This window comes from Virgibacillus aidingensis, assembly GCF_010994035.1.
In the GTDB taxonomy this organism is placed as follows: Bacteria; Bacillota; Bacilli; order Bacillales; family Amphibacillaceae; genus Virgibacillus_N.
The window spans coordinates 13,313-33,347 of the sequence record NZ_WIXN01000020.1; the positions used below are offsets into that span (position 1 = coordinate 13,313).

15 protein-coding genes are annotated in these 20,035 nt (G+C 43.4%); 11 read left to right on the top strand and 4 right to left on the bottom strand.

What is annotated here, in order from left to right; genetic code table 11:
* Positions 1-132 precede the first annotated feature (132 nt).
* Both GHD25_RS15330 and GHD25_RS15335 read right to left on the bottom strand, forming a co-directional pair.
* Positions 133-876 (bottom strand): threonine/serine exporter family protein, encoded by a 744-nt coding sequence (locus GHD25_RS15330; protein WP_164218430.1) that lies wholly within the window; start codon positions 874-876, stop codon positions 133-135.
* Positions 877-1,185: 309 nt separating this feature from the next.
* Positions 1,186-1,587 (bottom strand): hypothetical protein, encoded by a 402-nt coding sequence (locus GHD25_RS15335; protein WP_240452388.1) that lies wholly within the window; start codon positions 1,585-1,587, stop codon positions 1,186-1,188.
* Positions 1,588-1,804: 217 nt separating this feature from the next.
* On the opposite strand from GHD25_RS15335, the gene GHD25_RS15340 reads away from it, so the two are divergent.
* The 4 genes from GHD25_RS15340 to GHD25_RS15355 all read left to right on the top strand — a co-directional run bounded on the left by GHD25_RS15340 (position 1,805) and on the right by GHD25_RS15355 (position 9,708).
* Entirely contained in the window at positions 1,805-2,890 is a 1,086-nt protein-coding gene (locus tag GHD25_RS15340) for a glycosyltransferase family 4 protein (protein ID WP_164218523.1), read from the top strand.
* Between the two features lie 1,353 nt (positions 2,891-4,243).
* Positions 4,244-8,158 (top strand): S8 family serine peptidase, encoded by a 3,915-nt coding sequence (locus tag GHD25_RS15345; protein ID WP_164218432.1) that lies wholly within the window; start codon positions 4,244-4,246, stop codon positions 8,156-8,158.
* Positions 8,159-8,422: 264 nt separating this feature from the next.
* Positions 8,423-9,382, top strand: a complete 960-nt coding sequence (locus GHD25_RS15350) for an RpnC/YadD family protein (RefSeq protein WP_164218434.1) — start codon at positions 8,423-8,425, stop codon at positions 9,380-9,382.
* Between the two features lie 89 nt (positions 9,383-9,471).
* A complete protein-coding gene (locus GHD25_RS15355) occupies positions 9,472-9,708 on the top strand; it encodes a hypothetical protein (protein ID WP_164218436.1) in 237 nt (78 codons plus the stop codon).
* An 18-nt stretch (positions 9,709-9,726) separates the two neighbouring features.
* On the opposite strand, the gene GHD25_RS15360 is transcribed toward GHD25_RS15355, so the two are convergent.
* Both GHD25_RS15360 and GHD25_RS15365 read right to left on the bottom strand, forming a co-directional pair.
* Entirely contained in the window at positions 9,727-10,761 is a 1,035-nt protein-coding gene (locus tag GHD25_RS15360) for a dipeptidase (protein WP_205601373.1), read from the bottom strand.
* A 175-nt stretch (positions 10,762-10,936) separates the two neighbouring features.
* Positions 10,937-12,250 (bottom strand): nucleotide sugar dehydrogenase, encoded by a 1,314-nt coding sequence (locus GHD25_RS15365; RefSeq protein WP_164218528.1) that lies wholly within the window; start codon positions 12,248-12,250, stop codon positions 10,937-10,939.
* A gap of 195 nt (positions 12,251-12,445) precedes the next feature.
* Between GHD25_RS15365 and galU the strand changes: the two genes are divergently transcribed.
* From galU to GHD25_RS15400, 7 genes are all read left to right on the top strand, one after another.
* Positions 12,446-13,333: a UTP--glucose-1-phosphate uridylyltransferase GalU gene (gene galU / locus GHD25_RS15370; protein WP_164218438.1), complete on the top strand. Its 888-nt coding sequence runs from the start codon at positions 12,446-12,448 to the stop codon at positions 13,331-13,333.
* Between the two features lie 146 nt (positions 13,334-13,479).
* Positions 13,480-13,857 carry a hypothetical protein gene (locus GHD25_RS15375; protein WP_164218440.1) on the top strand — a complete coding sequence of 126 codons (378 nt, stop codon included), beginning with the start codon at positions 13,480-13,482 and terminating at the stop codon, positions 13,855-13,857.
* A gap of 402 nt (positions 13,858-14,259) precedes the next feature.
* Positions 14,260-15,378, top strand: a complete 1,119-nt coding sequence (locus GHD25_RS15380) for a glycosyltransferase (protein WP_164218442.1) — start codon at positions 14,260-14,262, stop codon at positions 15,376-15,378.
* A gap of 96 nt (positions 15,379-15,474) precedes the next feature.
* Entirely contained in the window at positions 15,475-16,608 is a 1,134-nt protein-coding gene (locus GHD25_RS15385) for a glycosyltransferase (RefSeq protein ID WP_240452386.1), read from the top strand.
* Positions 16,605-17,396: a glycosyltransferase family 2 protein gene (locus GHD25_RS15390; protein ID WP_164218446.1), complete on the top strand. Its 792-nt coding sequence runs from the start codon at positions 16,605-16,607 to the stop codon at positions 17,394-17,396. The genes GHD25_RS15385 and GHD25_RS15390 overlap by 4 nt, the downstream gene beginning before the upstream one ends.
* Before the next feature lie 216 nt (positions 17,397-17,612).
* Positions 17,613-18,398, top strand: coding sequence for an ABC transporter permease (locus tag GHD25_RS15395; protein WP_164218448.1), 786 nt, complete (start codon positions 17,613-17,615; stop codon positions 18,396-18,398).
* A gap of 15 nt (positions 18,399-18,413) precedes the next feature.
* A complete protein-coding gene (locus GHD25_RS15400; protein ID WP_164218450.1) occupies positions 18,414-20,021 on the top strand; it encodes an ABC transporter ATP-binding protein in 1,608 nt (535 codons plus the stop codon).
* Positions 20,022-20,035 lie beyond the last annotated feature (14 nt).

The following is a 20,035-nucleotide window of genomic DNA, read 5'->3' on the forward strand; positions in this document are numbered from 1 at the left end:
ATTCGAGCTGCATCCGACTGTAAGAATGTCATATCCTCATCTCAAGTTCAGCAGCAATCAGATTTTGCGACAGCCTGAATAAGGAACCTGCTCACGTTCCATGCAGTTACCAATTGACTTCGTTGCACACCGCTATAAAAATGCAAATACTACAGCAACTCCGGCGCCTATCGCAAAGGCAGTCAGGACTGCTTCCACTCCCTTGGAAAGCCCGGCGACTAAATGGCCTATCATTAAATCACGCACTGCATTGGTAATGTGCAGGCCGGGGACGAGCGGCATGACAGCACCGATAATAATCCGGTCAAGTGCCTGGCCGAAGCCGTAATGGACAGAAATTACGGCTGCCAGCCCAATAACGAAGGATGCAAAAAACTCGGCAATAAAACGAATCTCCACCAGCCTATCAAAAAATAACATACTGGCAAAACCAAGTCCCCCGGCAAGAAAAGCAGGAAGAAAATCCCCCCAGCTGCCGCCAAACATAATGGCAAAACTGCCGCTTACAAAAGCTGCTGCGACAATTTGCAGCCAGGCCGGAAAGGTTAATTTCGCCTGGGAAATATTGTTCAACTGCAGCTTGGCCTCGGATACGCTTAATTCACCGGCTGTTATTTTTCGTGAAATATCATTTACTTCTGCAATTTTATGTAAATCCGTAGCCCTTGAGGTGACCCGGCGAAAATATGTCATATCCTGATTCTCATGGGAAAAATTAATACCGGTGGGTGTGGCGTAGCTTTGCGCATTTTTAAGCCCGTAGGCATTGGCAATCCGGTTCATTGTATCTTCCACCCGGTAGGTTTCCGCTCCGCATTCCAGCATTATTTTCCCGGCCATCATACATACTCGGGCAGTGGCTGCTTGTTTTGTCATCCTCCATACACCTTTCCAACGTATTTGTTTTCTCTCTTTGAGTATAGTGTCCTTTCTATAGAAAAGAAAGATATATAGTGTGGAATTTTACAATAGTAAAACTGCATTCATGCGTCTGTTAGTGAATGTGATATTTTATATTGGCTTCCCCAAATCCACTTCATTGGGACTGCGGTACAGCAATTCCTCATCCTATCAAAGACATTTGGGACTGCGGTACAGCAGTTATCCTCCCACCGACAGCAAATGTTGAAATTTTATATTTACTTAATGTATAAAAAAAGAAAGCTGGAACATCCAGCCTTCCTTTTATGGCACCATGATAAACAATCCAATCAATGACATGAATGGAATGGCAGTGGAGAGTGGAATACTCACTAATGAAAATGCATTAATCACTGTTTTTGCTGCGGGTTCGGTGCCGACATTTTTCTGCAGGAAGATAAAGAAAACGGAAAACAGCATAATGAACATAATAATAATTCCCGGTAAGTACAGTTCTTCTACGGTATTTACAGCCTCCGAATTCATAAACGCAAAAACAATAAGAATAATCGGAATAATTTCACTTACGGCAACGCCAATCATGAAATTCGTCTGAACTTTTCCGCGCTCCTCGGGATTCTCCTTTAATTTTTCCACGTTTATTTTAAACAATATTAAAATAGGAATGACTGCGAGTGCAGCAGCTGCGACAAATAGGTAAGGCAAAATTACAACCTCCTTTTCCATAGGATAATCATCCGCGTGCTTAAAAAAAGTATTCTGCTTAAAGCATGCTTAAAAGCATATAAATTTTACCATAGTTTCATTGCCGGCTCAATCCACAAAAATTTGCTAAACCTCCCCAAACTTCGCTATAATTTAAGTCAATTACTAAGAGAAACAACAGCTATGCCAACTTACAACAGGATTGCAGGAGAAAAATATGTTTAATTTTGCCGATTTAGCAATTGCATTCATGATTGCACTTATATCCGCTTTTTTCATAACTTTTCCGGTGAAACAACTCGCGATAAAATGGGGAGCTGTTGATTTCCCCAATCATCGGAAAATACATACAAAGGTAACACCGCGTTTAGGCGGACTTGCTATTTTTGCAGGTTTTTTAATTGGTTTGCTCTATTTATTTCCAAGCCATCCCAACCTGCCGGAAATTATCCTTGGCTCCATCGTAATTATCCTTACCGGTGCACTTGATGACCGCTATGGACTCCGGCCCGGCGTGAAGCTGACCGGCCAGCTGATTGCTGCATCATTTCTTATATCGGACGGGCTGATTATTGACAGGCTGACACTGCCATTTGTCGGGACCATCGAACTTGGTTTTTTAAGTGTGCTGATTACCATTCTCTGGGTGGTCGGAATTACGAATGCGATTAATCTGATCGATGGGCTGGATGGATTGGCGACCGGAGTCACGACAATCGCATTAATCAGTATTTTTATTATGGCAATTATAGATGTTCAAGTGATGGTTGCTTATTTAAGCATTGTGCTGATCGGCGCCAACCTGGGATTTTTATACCATAATTTTTACCCGGCAAAAATATACATGGGCGATACCGGTTCTAATTTTCTGGGGTACATGATTGCAGTTGTTTCCATGCTTGGTTTGTTTAAAAATATCGCCTTATTCAGTTTCATTATTCCGGTCATCGTGCTCGCCGTCCCGATTTTTGATACGCTTTTTGCCATTCTCAGGCGTGCCTATAATAAAGAAAACATTATGGCTGCAGACAATAAGCATATCCATTACCAGCTCCTCCGTCAAGGATACAGCCACCGGAAAACAGTACTGATTCTGTATATTTTCAGCGCACTATTCGGTACGATGGCGATTTTATTTTCCAACGCAAGCATCACGACATCATTAATTATTACATTATTCGTGCTGGCATTATTGCATATTCTTGCAGAAATCATGGGTCTGGTCATGGGCGGAAAACGGCCAATGCTCGACATGCTGGGGAGCGTATTTAAAAAAAAGCGGAAACGGGATACTGAAAACTAGCCAGCCGGGAAGCTGGTTGGAAGCAGTTATTAAATGTTGCTGAGTATAGTGAATGAGGCAACGAACGGGGAGGGACCTACCTGCTTCGTTCACTGATCGGGTGGATGAGGCAATGAACGGAGAGAACCTCCGCTGCTTCGTTAACTGATCGGGTGTATGAGGCAATGAACGGAGAGAAACTCATCTGCTTCGTTCACTGATCGGGTGGCTGAGGCAATGAACGTGGAGAACCTCCCCTGCTTCGTTAACAGATCGGATGGATGAGTCAATGAACGAGGAGAAACTTATCTGCTTCGTTAACTGATCGGGTGTATGAGGCAATGAACGGAGAGAACCTCCGCTGCTTCGTTCACTGATTGTGCGAATGAGGCAACGAACGTGGAGAAACACACCTGCTTCGTTAACAGATTGTGCGAATGAGGCAATGAACGAGGAGAAACTCACCTGCTTCGTTCACTGATCGGGTGGATGAGGCAATGAACGAGGAGAAACTCACCTGCTTCGTTAACTGATCGGGTGGATGAGGCAACGAACGAGGAGAAACTCATCTGCTTCGTTAACTGATCGGGTGTATGAGGCAATGAACGGAGAGAACCTCCCCTGCTTCGTTCACTGATTGTGCGAATGAGGCAACGAACGTGGAGAACCTCCCCTGCTTCGTTCACTGATTGTGCGAATGAGGCAATGAACGGGGAAAAACTCCCCTGCTTCGTTAACAGATCGGGTGGCTGAGGCAATGAACGGAGAGAAACTCATCTGATTCGTTAACTGATCGTGTGAATGAGGCAACGAACGGAGAGAACCTCCGCTGCTTCGTTAACTGATCGGGTGGCTGAGGCAACGAACGTATAGAAACTTACCTCATTCGTCAACTGATCGTGCAAATCGATCAACGAACGGTCAGGAAATATCCCCACTCGCTCTCACCAGCATGTAAAAACCTGATCAATATTAATATTTATGTCCTTCCTCATATTTGGCGGCTTTGGGATATCGTTACCCTCTCTATGTACATCCGCCAAAAAGAACAATTGCTCCGACCTTGAGTTCGCCGGTGAATCACTGCAAAACCGGTAACACTTAATGCCCGCTTTCTTCCATGAATGACAACCCCTGACAACACACCACCAGGACTATTAACCCATTTTATACCAATAAATTTATCGATTTTTGTCGAAAACAGAACAAAAATTGCACCAATTTCCCCATGACCTTTGGCTCTGTCTCCGTTCCCGAAAATTTTGTATGATTATGATATCTGAATATTAAGACCTAAGTTATTCAGGGGAAGGGGGTCACTTTGCATCAAACCGATATTCTCAGCATCTATTAATCTATAATAGGGGGAAGTTTATGATTAAAAGAATTGGATTTATATTTTTGGCAATTTTACTAGTGCTCAGTAATTTTTCATTTGTCAGTGCAGCAGGACAAGCCTTGCCGCAGCAGTTGAAAGAGAGACCAAATCTGCTATCCGGCGAATTAAAAGAAACAGAGGACCCGAATAAAAAGCTGCGCGTAATCGTGGAAGTAGATGATGAAGCACCGATTGAAATCGCAACAAAGAAAGGCATGACATTTAACAGTCTTGCAGAAAATGAAAAACTGCAGATGGAAAGAGAAGCAAAAGCAAAGCAGGAAATCATTAAGGACGAAATGAAAGGAAAGCAGGTAGAAGCTGACTATCTGCAGGAGTTCACGACGGTAGTGAACGGTTTTAGTGCCGAAGTAAAGCAGGGGGATATTGAAAGTATAAAAGATATTCCAAGTGTAAAATCGGTACATATTGTAAATGAATACGAACGTCCAATTGTGGAACCGGAAATGAAATACAGTAAAGAGTTAGTCGAAGCACAAAAAGTTTGGCGGGATTATGGATATAAAGGGGAAGGCATGGTTGTCGGCATCATTGATTCCGGGATCGATCCGAGCCACCGGGACATGGTTCTTACCGATAACGAAACAGGTGCACTGACCGAGGACTACGTCAATACGGTCATTGACAAGGAAGACCTGCCGGGAAGCTATTATACTGAAAAAGTACCGTATGGCTACAACTACATGGATGAAAATGATGAGATCCGTGAAATTCATGTAAATGCCAACTACCATGGCATGCATGTCGGCGGAACGGTTGCTGCCAATGGAGATGAAGAAAATGGAGGAATCCTGGGTGTTGCACCGGAAGCACAGCTTTTGGCATTGAAAGTGTTCGGAAATGATCCCGATATGCAATCCACCTATGGCGATATTTACATTAAAGCCATTGATGATGCGATAAAACTAGGGGCTGATGTGCTGAACATGAGTTTAGGTTCAACAGCGGGCTTTGTGGATCCTGAATCTCCGGAACAGCAAGCGGTAACCCGTGCAGTAAATAATGGCATTCTGATGTCTATTTCAGGAGGCAACTCCGCATTATTTGGCGATGGTTTCTTTTATCCATATGCCTCAAATCCTGACTATGGTGTCAGCGGATCACCCGGGGTAGCGTATGATTCTTTGCAGGTATCCTCCTTTGAAAATACTTTCATGGAAGTGGATGCCGTGGCATATTCATACGGTGAGGAAACTGGAACAGCTGCATTCCTGTCTGCCGGAAACACAAACCCGCCTGAAGACGGTTCTTCATTTGAAGTTACCGAAGCAGGACTGGGGCATCCGGAAGATTTTACAGATGCTGACGGAAAATTTGTACTCATCCAGCGTGGAGAACTGGATTTTGTCACAAAAGCACTTAATGCACAAAATGCAGGAGCTGCCGGAGTGATCGTCTATAACAATGAAGATGGGCTTGTAAATATGGCTACAGATCCGGAGATTACGATACCACAGCTGTTTATGCTGAAAAGTGATGGGGACAAACTGGTTGCAGCCATCCGCGATGGGCAGGATGTGACATTCACTTTTTCCGGTGATTCCGCAATGATCGATAATCCGGATGCCGGAAAGATGAGTGCATTCACGTCCTGGGGACTTACACCGAACTTGGATTTCAAACCGGAAATCACTGCACCGGGCGGCCAAATCCTTTCCACATTAAATGATAACGAATACGGATTAATGAGCGGTACATCCATGGCTGCACCACATGTTGCAGGCGGAGCCGCCCTGGTATTGGAACGGATTGATGAGGAATTTGGCTATGCAAACGCAGACCGTGTGAACCTGACAAAAAATATCATGATGAATACCTCGGAAAAAGTGGAATTTGACGGCGCCTTTGTTTCACCGAGACGTCAAGGTGCCGGGTTAATGCAATTGCATGCTGCATTATCCACACCGGTAGTTGTGACTGAATCCGAAACAAATGAAGCAAAAGTGTCATTAAGAGAAGTAACGGAAAATGAAGTGACTTTTTCCTTAACTGCCGAAAACTTTACGGATGAAGCAGTTACGTATGAAGTGGAAGCAAATGCACAGACAGACACGCCTGTAGATGGCGGAGGTGTTATTGTTACTGCACCGAATATGTTTGGCGCTAATGATCTTGGCGAGCTTGCCACCGTAAATGGTGAATCTGTAAGTACAATTGAAGTACCGGCAAATGATACCGTGACATTTGAAGTAACCATCGATGTAAGCAGTGTGGACGAGTCTCTCACTGAAATATTTACAAATGGATACTGGCTGGAAGGTTTCGTGACACTGACTGATCCGACAGACATGAACCCTGAGCTGACAGTGCCGTATGCCGGATTTAAAGGAGACTGGGACGCTGCACCAATTTTTGATGAACCTATGTGGGATGCGGACACGTATTATGGCATGACAGGTGTTGTTACCCACCTTGGAGAAGGAGACTATGGATTCCTCGGGGAGGATCTCGCAACAGGAGCCATTGATCCGGAAAAAATTGCCTTCTCGCCAAATGGAGATGGCGAACAGGATGATGCTTTGCTTATGTTCTCACTCCTGAGGAATGCCAAAGACGCCAAGTTTAACGTGCTGGATGAAGACGGGGAAATACTTCGCACGATCAGGCTGGAATCCAACCTGAGAAAAAATTACTATGACAGTGGAAGAGGCCCGCTTTATTCTTTGTCCGGTGAAAGAGCATGGGATGGAAAGATTAATGGAGAGCTTGCAAGTGAAGGTCAATATTATTTGCAGGCAGAAGCAGTCATTGACTATGAAGGTGCTGAATGGCAGTCACTGACTTTGCCGGTAAAACTGGATGTAACAGCACCGGAATTAACAGCCGAATATGATGCAGAAGAACAAGTGGTAACAGTAGATGCAAGCGATAATGAAGAAGGAAGCGGACTTGCATACTGGGAAGTTTATGTGGACGGGGAGCCTGTCCTGGAAGAACCTTATGTACAAGGGGAAACCGAACATCAATTTACATCTGAATTGGAAGACGGTGCAACCATCACGGTCATTGCCGCTGACTATGCCGGAAACAGTGCGGAAGAAGAAATGGAAGCAGAAGGACCTGCTGACACCACGCCACCGGATCTTCGTCTCACAACACCTGAATTCCTGGGAGTTGAAACAGACAGGGATGTTGAATTTTCCGGCTATGTTACAGATGATACCGGTATAAATACAGTAACTGTGGATGGACAAGAAGCAGATCTTGTTTATAACGAAGAAGAAGATCGCTATGAATTTTCCCTCACGGTAGCACATGAAGAAGATGGTTTTTATACCCGGCAGGTTAAGGCAGTGGATCACGCAGGCAATGAGTCATCTTTTGCCCGCAGATACTTTGTGGATACCACACCGGCAGCATTGGAAATAACAGCGCCGGAGAAAACAGAAGAGGCGGCTGTTGCCGTTTCAGCAGCGATCCAGGATAATTTTGACGAAATTAATCTGTTTGTAGATGACAACCATGTTTTCAACCATGACCTCTCCATGCCATATGGTGAGAACGGATTTGATGAAACAGTCGAGGATATTTCATTAAACCTGGAGCTCGGCACAAATGAATTCGAATTTAAAGTGGTTGATCTTGCCGGGTTTGAGACAGTGGAGAATGTAACGATTGAGCGGGAAACAAGCGTTGCCAATATGCAAAGCATAATCGAGGCATTTACCGCCTCGGGAGAAATTGCAAATGAAGCAACCGCACGCGCTTTAAGTTTGCATCTGACAGCAGTCGGCCATTACGCAGACAATGATCAGCTCGATAAAGCAGTACAGCACATGCCTGGCCTGCACCAACTGCTCAATGTATTCGAAAGAAATAATATGATAACAGAAAAAGCAGCAAACACCTTGAAAAAACACGCAGAATACCTAATTGCAAAGTGGGACTGAGGGACAGGCACGTTGTCCCACTTGTGGGGACACAGGGACAGGTTTGCTGTCCCAATTACTTCAGTAATGAAGACATTTTAGTATTGTAAAAAAGAAGGCACGATAGGCAGTATTTGAAATGCTCCCCTTAAGGTAGACAGATTAAAAAATAAAAATCTGTTTTGTCTTAAGGGGAACTTTTTATGCCTTCTTCTTGTTTATTGCGTTTCTATTGACAAGAGATTTTTAAATGTTAAAATTAATTTAAAATTCTGGAAGGGATGGATGGAGGTATTGATAACTACAAAAAAAGCAACAATAATTTTTGAGAAAAAGTCACTTTATACTGACCATGACAGGCTATTCAAAGAACTGATTCAAACGTTTTTCAAGGAATTTATCGGTGCATTTTTTCCATTGGTTTACAGAGAAATAAATTTCTCCACTGTAAAATTTCTGGATCAGGAAGTATTTACAGATATCATAATCGGCGAAAAGCGCCGTATAGACATCCTTGCTGAAGTAAAGCTAAAAGCTAAACATCAGATTATCCACATCCATATTGAACCCCAGGCCTCATATGAAAAGGACTTCCATGAAAGAATGTTCATTTACTACAGCCGCCTTTATGAAAAACACCGCAAGCCCATATTGCCAATTGCAGTTTTCAGTTATAATGATAAGAGACAGGTACCAGAACAATTTGATATTCATGTAACAGGACTCCACCCAATTAGATTTCGCTATTTACAGCTTCATTTAATTAAGAAAAATTGGCGGGAGTTCATTAAAAATGATAACCCTGCTGCTGCCGCACTATTAAGTAAAATGGGATATACAGAAGAAGAGCGGGTGCAAGTGAAATTGGAGTTTTTACGAATGATAAGCCGAATGGAACTGGATCCGGCCAGGATGTCTTTATTATACGGATTCTTTGAAACTTATCTTGAATTAGATGATGAGGAGGAGAAAGAAATGCAGGAAAAAATTAAACAGCTGCCGGAAGATGAAGCAAAGGTTTTGCATCGGCTGCCCAATTCATATTTTGAAAAGGGTATGAAGGAAGGAATAGAAAAGGGAATAGAAAAAGGAATAGAAAAAGGAATAGAAAGAGGAATAGAAAAAGGTAAGCAGGCAGCGGCAAAAAATCTATTATTAAAAAATATGTCAAAAGAAGAGGTTGCAGAGGTTACGGAGTTAAGTATAGAAGAGGTAGAAGAAATTGCCGGGAACTTAAAAGGTTAATGGACATGAAGGACAGATACCTGGGGCTGTGCTAAATGCTCGCCCCGTCGTAAAGAATTGTCCCAGTGTCCCTCAAGGAGGAGAAAGAAATGCAGGAAAAAATTAAACAGCTGCCGGAAGATGAAGCAAAGGTCTTGTACCGGCTGCCCAATTCATATTTTGAAAAGGGTATGAAGGAAGGAATAGAAAAAGGTAAGCAGGCAGCGGCAAAAAATCTATTATTAAAAAATATGTCAAAAGAAGAGGTTGCAGAAGTTACGGAGTTAAGTATAGAAGAAGTAGAAGAAATTGCCGGGAACTTAAAAGGTGAAATGGGGGACAGCTGACCTGTCCCTGTGTCCCATTTATCCAAGCACACGTTCATATACTTTCATAAAGTTTCTGCCGTAGATTTTTATGATATCTTCTTTGGCAAACCCTCTTTCCAACAGGGCAAAGGTCAATCTCCCCAAGGAACCATGCTTGTCGACGATATCAAATGCTTCCCGGACGACCCCGTCAGGTTTATATTTCGTAAACAAGTCGCATAAATCAAGTCCAAGTCCGATATGTTCCACACCAACTATACCCGCCATGTGCCCAATATGATCGGCAAGGGTGTTCACATCCGGTTTGTCCGATTCAACGGAAGCAATTATACTGACCGCATTGATTCCCGCCACACCGCCAGAGTCTGCAAGTGCCTGCAACTGGGCGTCGGTTAAGTTTCTCGGTGTATTGGATACCGCTCTTGCATTCGAGTGGGAGGCAATGACCGGCTGATTGGAATGGGCCATTATATCTTCAAACCCTTCATCATTAATATGGGTCACATCCATGATCATGCCGAGTTTTTCCGCTTCCCTGAGCACCTCCAGCCCAAAATCCGACAAGCCGCCCGTCATTTGCCGATCGGAAAATTTAAATGTACAGCCATCGCCTGCCGCATTTCTTCTGCTCCACGTTAACCCGACAAACCGAACGCCCAGTTCATAAAATACCCTTAATAAAGAAATATCTGTACCAAGCGGCTCCACTCCTTCAAAAGAAAGCATGATGCCAACTTTTCCACTTGCCTTTGCCTGCAAAATATCCGTAGTATCTTTACAGAGCATCAGTTTATCAGCTGACTCCTCAAGCTCCGTGTACAGACAGCTTACCTGATGGAGAGCTTTTCGCAATGCATTCTCCGGAAGGTCGGCATCTTCCAGGTAAATGGAAGAAACAATCACATTCCAGCCGCCTTTTATAAATTCAGGAAGATGATCTGTTTCAATCACCTTTGTCCTGCCTAATGCACGCTGTGCAGCTACATCAAACAGAAGGTCAAAATGCGCATCAATGGTAATGGCCTGTTCGTGAATCTCGTCTATTGTTTCCTGTAATGTATTTTTTCCCACGTTATATGTCCCCCTATTATATTAATGAAGACAAACCCCAAAAGGCTGCCTCTATTATACTCTATATTTAACAATTTTCAAAAAACATCACGGAAATGAAAAGCAAAACTCCCAAGTGCGATCCAGTCAGGGAGTTTTGCCTTCCTATTAGATTTCGTTAAGGCAGAACAAGCCTTTATAAACTCCAATAATGAAATCCTCTTCTCTCACATTCTTTTCTGTCATAAATGCTTTTAATATCAACAAGCACTTTTCTGTCGTTTTTAAATAACGTCTCAAGCCTGTCCAAATCAAATTCTTCTTTTAATTCATTATGCGGCACTGCCATCACGATCGAATCCAAATCCTGCAGTTCATCTTTGGAGGCCAGCTCGATGCCGAACTCACGATACACATTTTCCACTTCGGCAACCGGATCATACACGATTACATTCACACCGTATTCCTTCAGCTCATCAATAATATCAATCACGCGTGTGTTTCTCACATCCCCGACATTTTCCTTAAATGTCAGGCCGAAAATGGCAACCTTCGCGCCATCGATTTCCTGCTTGGCCTTGATCATTTTTTTAATAATGTTGCTTGCCACATATTTACCCATGTCATCATTAATTTTTCTGCCGGACAAAATAATTTGCGAATGATAACCAAGCTGCTCTGCTTTATATGTGAAATAATACGGGTCCACTCCAATACAATGGCCGCCGACGAGGCCAGGGGTGAACTTCAGGAAATTCCACTTTGTACCGGCAGCTTCCAGCACAGCTTTCGTATTAATATCCATTTTATTAAACACCATGGAAAGCTCATTCATGAAGGCGATATTAATATCACGCTGGGAGTTTTCAATTACCTTGGCAGCTTCAGCCACTTTAATGGACTCGGCTTCATGCACGCCGGCTTCAATGATGGAGCCGTAAACATCGGAAATTTCCCGGAGCGCTTCTTCATCCGATCCGGAAACAATTTTAATGATTTTGGTAAGCGTATTGACTTTATCCCCCGGGTTAATGCGCTCAGGCGAATACCCGGCTTTAAAATCCTCGCCAAACGTCATCCCTGATTCTTTTTCCAGCACCGGAATACAGATTTCTTCTGTTGTTCCCGGATAAACCGTGGATTCATAGACCACAATGGAACCTTTTGTCAAATTCCGTCCAACCGTTTCACTGGCACCAATGACCGGCTCCAAATTCGGTGTTTTATCCATATTAATCGGAGTGGGTACTGACACAATATGAAATTTGCATGCTTTCAAATCTGCTTCATCACTGGTAAAGGTCATGGTCGTATTCCTGACAGCCTCATCCCCTGCCTCATCCGTCACATCCACTCCACTTAAGTATTTATCCAGTTTTTCCTTATTTATATCATAGCCGACAACATCATATTTTTTAGCGAGTTCAATAGCCAGCGGCAAGCCTACATAGCCCAGGCCGATTACTGAGATTTTTTCTTTTCTATTCTTAATATCTTCAAACAAACTCATCATATTTTCATTCCCTTTTTAAACTTTTATCTAAAATTCACTATACAATTATATCACGTGATTGTATAGCATTTTCTCTCATAACGTCGCCTGATTACGACATAATATGCAAATATGATAAACTAAGATGTAGCCGGACAAACACTGATTATGGTTAAAATTTTACTATGCTTCAGTTTAAAGGAGACGGACGTTATGCAGGTAAAAAAAGCAATTATCCCAGCTGCTGGACTGGGCACACGGCTATTGCCGGCCACAAAAGCCACCCCGAAGGAAATGCTGCCGATTGTGGACAAGCCGACCATTCAATATATTGTGGAAGAGGCAGTCGACTCGGGAATTGAAGATATTATCATTATTTCGGGCAGGGGAAAGCGGGCAATCGAGGATCATTTTGATACCACCTATGAATTGGAAGCAAAACTTGAAAAAACAGGAAAGACAGACGTGCTGGAACAGGTTCGCTCGATTTCCAATTTGGCAAATATCCACTATATCAGGCAAAAAGAGCCAAAAGGACTCGGCCATGCGATTGGCTGTGCAAGCAGCTTTGTCGGCAATGAACCCTTTGCTGTGCTGCTAGGGGATGATATTGTCGAATCGGAAGTCCCATGTTTAAAACAATTGCTTCAGGTATATGAGAAACACCAGTGCTCTGTCATTGGCGTACACGACGTGCCATGGGAAGATGTGTCCAAATACGGCATTATTAAAGCTGCCAATGGAAAAGATTTTGGCAGTTCCATCAAAGAAATTGAGACGATGGTGGAAAAACCTAAACAGGAAGAAGCGCCATCCAATTTGGCAGTCATGGGAAGATACGTGCTTACCCCTGCCATTTTTGATATTCTGAAAAATCTTCCGCCTGGAAAGGATAATGAGATTCAACTGACAGATGCCATTAAAATATTGCATGAATCAGAACAGGTGCTGGCATATAACTTTGATGGTGAACGCTATGATGTAGGAAACCAGCTGGGCCTCGTAGAAGCAACCATTGATTTTGCTTTAAAACGTGCAGATTTGCATGAAGATGTGAAGGCGTATATGCAGAAGAAACTGGCGTCTTTAGATAACGATTAAATAGGAGGGGTCGGCATATTTGCCGCCCCTTGTTTTTGCAGGCGGTACGAAAGCCGCGTAGGAGAGCTGAAATCGCGCAAGCCCCGGGGAAATCGCTCGAGAACTGCCAAAAAACGATCGGGAGTCCCAAAATTCGATCGGGATCATTGGAAAATCGATCGAGAACTCGCAAAAACGATCGGGCAGCCCGGCAAATCGATCGGGAACTTCCAAAAATCGATCGGGAGCTCCAAACTTCGATCGGGCAGCCCGTAAAATCGATCGGGAGCCGCAAAATTTCGATCGGGCAGCATGACAAATCGATCGGGAACCCCAAAAACGATCGGGTAGCCCGGCAAATCGATCGAGAACTCCCAAAAAACGATCGGGAGCTGCAAATTTCGATCGGGCAGCCCGGCAAATCGCTCGAGAACTTCCAAAAATCGATCGACAAGCACCCAAAAACAATCGGACCGCCAAAAGGAAAAACAAACTTTATGCATGCAGCAACGCCTGTTTTGGAAGGAAACAAGCCTACTTCCTGATGGAAAATTCATCTTTTTTAAATGAGAATTGATCCACCCAGCAATGGTTCAGTATCCAGAAGCACATCGCCTTCTTCTACAGCTTCAATTTCTCCCCTTGCATAAAAACTTCAGATCATGAAAAAGCGAATATTTCACTTTCACCACCGATGCTTTGTTGTCTGTTCTAGCATCATTTTTTGTTTTCTGTTCCCGGATGGTTTCATCATGTTGGGAAGATGGGGAAGGTTATATTAACTTCCCCCTTGCCACCTTCACCCCAACCGAACCACCTCTCCATCACATTTCCGAACAGTTCGACAATTTATTTATCTGCGCGCCTATGGTATAATTCGTGAAGTGTAAATCATGGAAAAGAATGAGTAACAGCATAACAAGCATGCAAGGGGAAGGCTGAATAAGGTGAAAAAAGTTAAAGTGATATTTTTTATCTACCAGATGGGTGCCGGCGGGGCGGCAAGAACGATGCTGAACATCCTGAATAACATGGACCGGACAAAATTCATGCCTGTGCTTGTTACATTAAATTATAATGGAAGCTATGAAAGCTATATAGAAGAAGATATAAAATTTATTAAATTAAATACAAAACGTTTGCGCTCGGCTGTTCTTCCGCTGGCAAAGGTTATTCGCAGGGAGAAAGCCGATATTGTATTCAGTACGATTCCGAATTATAATACGATCGCAATTCTGGCAAGGATTATTTCCTTTACCCGTGCCAAAAATATTGTCCGGGAAGCAGCCTTTCTCGGCGGCAGTTTCCGTGCCGACATGAAATTGCGGGCAATGGGAATGCTATATAAACTGACTGGCAAGGTGATTGCCCTGTCCAACGGGGTGAAGGAAAATATTGTCACTCGCTATAAAGTAAAACCGGAGAAAATCCGGGTCATCTATAATCCTGTGGATGTGGACAGCATCACCGCACATATGGAGACAGGGGAAATCGCCCGGGAAAACAAGTATATTTTCCAGGATAACGCCAAAGTGATCATTACTGCAGGAAGACTTGTAAAAGATAAAGACCACGAAACATTGATCAGCGCTTTTGCGAAAGTCAATCAAAAAATGAATGCAAGACTTGTCATCCTTGGCGAAGGGGAGCTGGAGGGAAAGTTAAAGCAGCAGGCTGCAAAGCTCCACCTGCAGGATAACATTCATTTTCTCGGCTTTCAGCAAAATCCGTATGTCTATTTTAAACATGCAGATCTGTTTGTCCTGTCCTCGCTCAGGGAAGGGTTTGGCCATGTGCTGACAGAAGCGCTGGCAACAGGGACGCCAATTGTTTCCACCAACTGCAGACCCGGGGCAATGGAAGTGCTCGATGGCGGTAAATACGGCATCCTTTGTAAAACAGGAGATGCCGATGATATGGCAGAAAAAATAACAAAAACACTAAAACTTGATGATGAAAAAACAGAGGAAATAATTGATAATGGTATCCGCCGTGCCAATGAATTTCATGCACGGAAAATTGTAAAAGAATATGAGGAAACTTTTTTAAACGAACACCGTAATTAGGAGATGAGGAGTATGACAGCTCCAAATGAAAGGAAATATGATGCTGTCGCCGGCGCAGATCCGGAGAGCCATAGAAAAGGCAAAAGAATCGTTCATATGACGACAGTCCATCATCCTTACGACCCGAGAATTTATCATAAAGAATGCATGTCACTGGCCGACGCAGGCTTTGACGTTACATTAATTGCACAGACAGCAGAAAAGGATACAGAAACAACTCAAGCAAAACCGATCAGACATATACCATTAAAAACGTATCCAAGCAGATTGAAACGCATGCTTTTCGGCACCAGGGAGGCATACAAAAAAGCAAAAGCTATACGCGCAGATGTCTATCATTTCCATGACCCGGAACTGCTTCCGGTAGCGTGGATGTTAAAGAAGCGAAACAATACCGTCATCTATGATATTCACGAAGACTATATTACAAGCATTTTGCAGAAAGACTATTTGCCTGGGCCGTTCAAAAAAATGATTGCTGCTGCGTATAAGTATATGGAGAAATTTTTCGCACGCCGCTTACAGCTTTGTCTGGCGGAAAAATATTATAAAGACATCTATCCGGATGGTGTGTTAATTTTAAATTACCCGACCGTAAATGAAAATTTTATGAAGCATGACAGAGAAGGCAGCCCACAGGAGGATAAATTATTGTATACTGGTAATGTATCCCATGTTCGGGGCGCGCTTTTTCATGCGAAAATTCCGCTGATTGACGAACAGACAGATGTTCATTTTGTCGGAAAATGTCCAAGTGATCTGGCAAAAGAAATGGAAGAAGTGGCCGGATTGGAGAAGGACAGGCTGCATATCGAGGGTATTGATGAATTTATTGAAAAGGAAGTAATTGAAAAGCGGTATCTTGAGCGCAACTGGCTGGCCGGAATCGCACTTTTCCCGCCGACTGAGCATTACATGAAAAAAGAGCTGACGAAATTCTTTGAGTACATGAATGCCGGGCTGCCGGTCATCTGTTCGGACTTTCCCGTGTGGAAAAATTTTATCGAAATGTATGAATGCGGGATTGCTGTTGACCCGAATAATGATGAAGAAATAAAAAAGGCGATCCAGTATCTTCGAAGCCACCCGGACAGCGCAAAGCAAATGGGCGAAAATGGAAAAAAAGCCGTGCAGGAACAGCTGAATTGGAAAACCCAGGAGGAAAAACTCGTCCATTGGTATGACGAATTGCTCAAGCTCAATGAAAAAAGAATGGGGCAGATAATGTGAAAGAGCGCAAAACCCCTTTAATATCCGTAATAACACCTGCATACAATGCAGAAAATTTCATACATGAAACCATTGAATCCGTACTGACACAGACTTACCCAAACTGGGAAATGATCATCGTGGATGATTGCTCGAAAGATCGGACGAGAGAAATCGTAAAAAAATATGAGGAAAAAGACAGCCGCATCAAGCTGTTTCAACTGGAAACAAACAGCGGCTCCGCGGTCGCCCGCAATACGGCAATGAAAAATGCAAACGGAAAATACATCGCTTTTTTGGACAGTGATGATCTGTGGTATCCCGAAAAATTGGAAAAGCAGCTGCAATTCATGCAGGAGAAACATATCGCTTTTTCTTTTACAAAATACATTCGGATGGAAGAGGATGGAACGCTTAGAAATGCGATTTCCAAAGCACCAGCGTCCGTCGGCTACCACGATTTAATGAAGCATTGCGTCATCGGCTGTTTAACAGTAATGGTCGACAGGGAGGAAATCGGCCCGCTGGAGATGGTGAACATCCGGACAAGACAGGATTATGTCTACTGGCTCACCATCACGAAAATGGGCTACCGTGCTTATGGATTGTCTGAAGTGCTGGCAAAATACCGCAGTGTTGATAATTCGATTTCCAGCAATAAGTTAAAGGCTGCAAAACGGCAATGGTATGTATACAGGGTAATTGAAAAGCAAAATCTAATAAAAAGCATCTATTATTTTGCACATTATGCAGTCATTGGATTAAAAAATAGTATAAAATATAGAATGGCCGATCGAAAAGAAGCGTAAAGATCGGCTGGGGCGCCGGGGAAATATGGGCTGATTCAGCCTATGCTTTTTCATAGACAGATACCAGCCGGCTTTAATTACTTTTGGCATAAAAAGTACCATTAATACGCCGATAGCGTTATCTATATCAAAATTGCCGTGAATGGCAATACGGACTGAAATTATAGCTGTTTTTATTTCCCCGAAGCAAAGTTAATTAGGCGGTGTCAACTTTAAATGAAATCTTACATACAGGAAATAATAAAACGAAAAGACTTACTGTTCTACCTGGTGAAATCCGGATTAAAAGCAGAACACAGAAACAGCTATCTCGGCTATTTCTGGTGGCTGCTGGATCCGCTCTTAAACGTACTCGTGTTTTATATGTTGGTCGTTGTCATCCTGCAAAGGGACAGTCAGGGAGACTATCCCTATGCATTATTCCTCGTAATCGGACTGGTTGCCTGGAGATGTATCAGCAGTACGGTGAACTCATCGGCAAAATCCATCATGCGCTACAGCTCGATTATTAATCAGGTGTATTTGCCGAAATCGATCTTTCCGCTGTCGTTTACATTAACACAGCTGTTTAATTTTGCCTTTGGGCTTGTCGTAGTGGCCATATTTCTGCTGATATACGGCTACATACCCGGCTGGGAAGCCCTTTATCTGCCGGTGCTTGTCATTATTCAGACCACATTTCTGCTGGCAGTCGGGCTGGTACTCGGATTTATTACCGTATTCGTCCGGGATATTGATAATCTCATGACATATGTAACGAGAATCTTTTTCTACGCTTCCCCGATTATTTGGGAAGGCGGACGTTTGCCGCCGGAATATGGCTGGGCCGTAGCGATCAATCCGGTAGCACATATTGTGGAAAATTACCGGAACATTTTAATGCATGGCACATCACCGGACTTTGTGCCGTTAACCATTATATTCGTTCTGTCCGTGGCAGTGATTATTTTCATGCTCTATTACTACAGCAGGAATGAACACAAAATTATTAAAGCATTATAAAAGAGGTTTTATACAATGAGTTCTCAAACAAAAGACACCAATAAAAATGTCATCAGGGCAAAAAATATAGGTGTCGCCTTTAATTCCAAAAAGCGGGATGATTACAAATCCCTTATATTCAACACCTTTAAAAGAGATAAGCGGTCAAAGGAAGAAAAGAAATTCTGGCCGCTGACAGATATTAACTTTGAAGGTCACCAGGGAGAAATTCTTGGCATTATCGGATCCAATGGTGCAGGAAAAACAACCTTAAGCAAAATCATCTCCGGCATATTGCAGGAAGATCACGGGGAAATAGATGTGGACGGCAATGTAACAGCATTGTTTTCCTTTGGCATGGGCTTTAATAAGGAATTGACCGGCCGTGAAAACGTCTATTTAAACGGCATGATGCTCGGCATCGATAAAGATATGATTAACCATTATATTAATGATATTCATGCATTTTCCGACCTGGGGGAGTTTTTTGAGCAGCCGATGAAATATTATTCCAGCGGGATGAAGGCTAGACTTGGATTCAGTGTAGCATCCCATCTTCAGCCGGAAATCCTCATCCTGGATGAGGCACTGAATACAGGGGATGCCAAATTCAGCCGAAAAGCTGCCGAGAAAATGAAGGAACTCGTAAAGCAGGCAAAGATGGTCATTATCGTCACCCATAGTCTCCGCTATGCCCAAAGAAACTGTGACAGGCTCATGTGGCTCGATCAGGGCAAAGTAAGAGAGATCGGTGATCCAAAAACGGTGATCGAAAACTATAAAGCAACCGTTCCCCCAAGGCCGCCAAGACGGCATCGCAACCTCCAGCTGGAAAAAACAGAAACAGAGGTTGGGGAAGGGACGATCGTAAAAGCCGACAATGTCGGTGTTTCCTTTAAATTAAATACAGGCACATTCTGGGCATTAAAAAATGTCAGCTTTGAAATAAAAGAGCGGGAAGTCGTCGGGATCATCGGCCATAACGGTGCAGGGAAAAGCACGCTGTGCAAAGTGCTGACCAAAATTTTATCCCCGGATGAAGGGCATATCGAACTGAACGGGGAGACCTCATCCCTGCTTGGCTACGGAACCGGCTTTAACGCCCAATTAAACGGCACAGATAATATATATTTAAATGCCATGCTGCTCGGTATTTCCAAGGAGCGGATTGAAAAAAATTATGATGCGATCGTGGAATTTTCCGGGCTGGGCAAAAAAATACACCAGCCTGTCAAGGACTATTCCAGCGGGATGAAAGCACGCCTCGGATTCAGCATCGCAGCCATTCTCAAGCCGGATATTTTTATTATTGATGAAGCATTATCCACCGGCGACATGGCGTTTAAACAAAAAGCAAGCGAACGGATCCAGGAAATGATGGAACGCGCAAAAGCAGTCATCATCGTAACTCACAGCATGAGTTTTGTGGAGCAGATCTGCACCCGTGCAATCTGGATGGAAAAAGGGCAGATCCGCTATGACGGAACACCGGAAGAAGCGGTAGCCAAGTATCGGGAGGCACAGGGAGTAAAACCTGTGAAGAATGTGAGAAATAACAGAAATACAAAAGTCATGAAAAATAGAGCAGCACAAAGAAACAGAAAGAATAAACCGGCGGAAAAAAAGTCCGGGGCTGACGCTTAATGGTGGTGGATGTT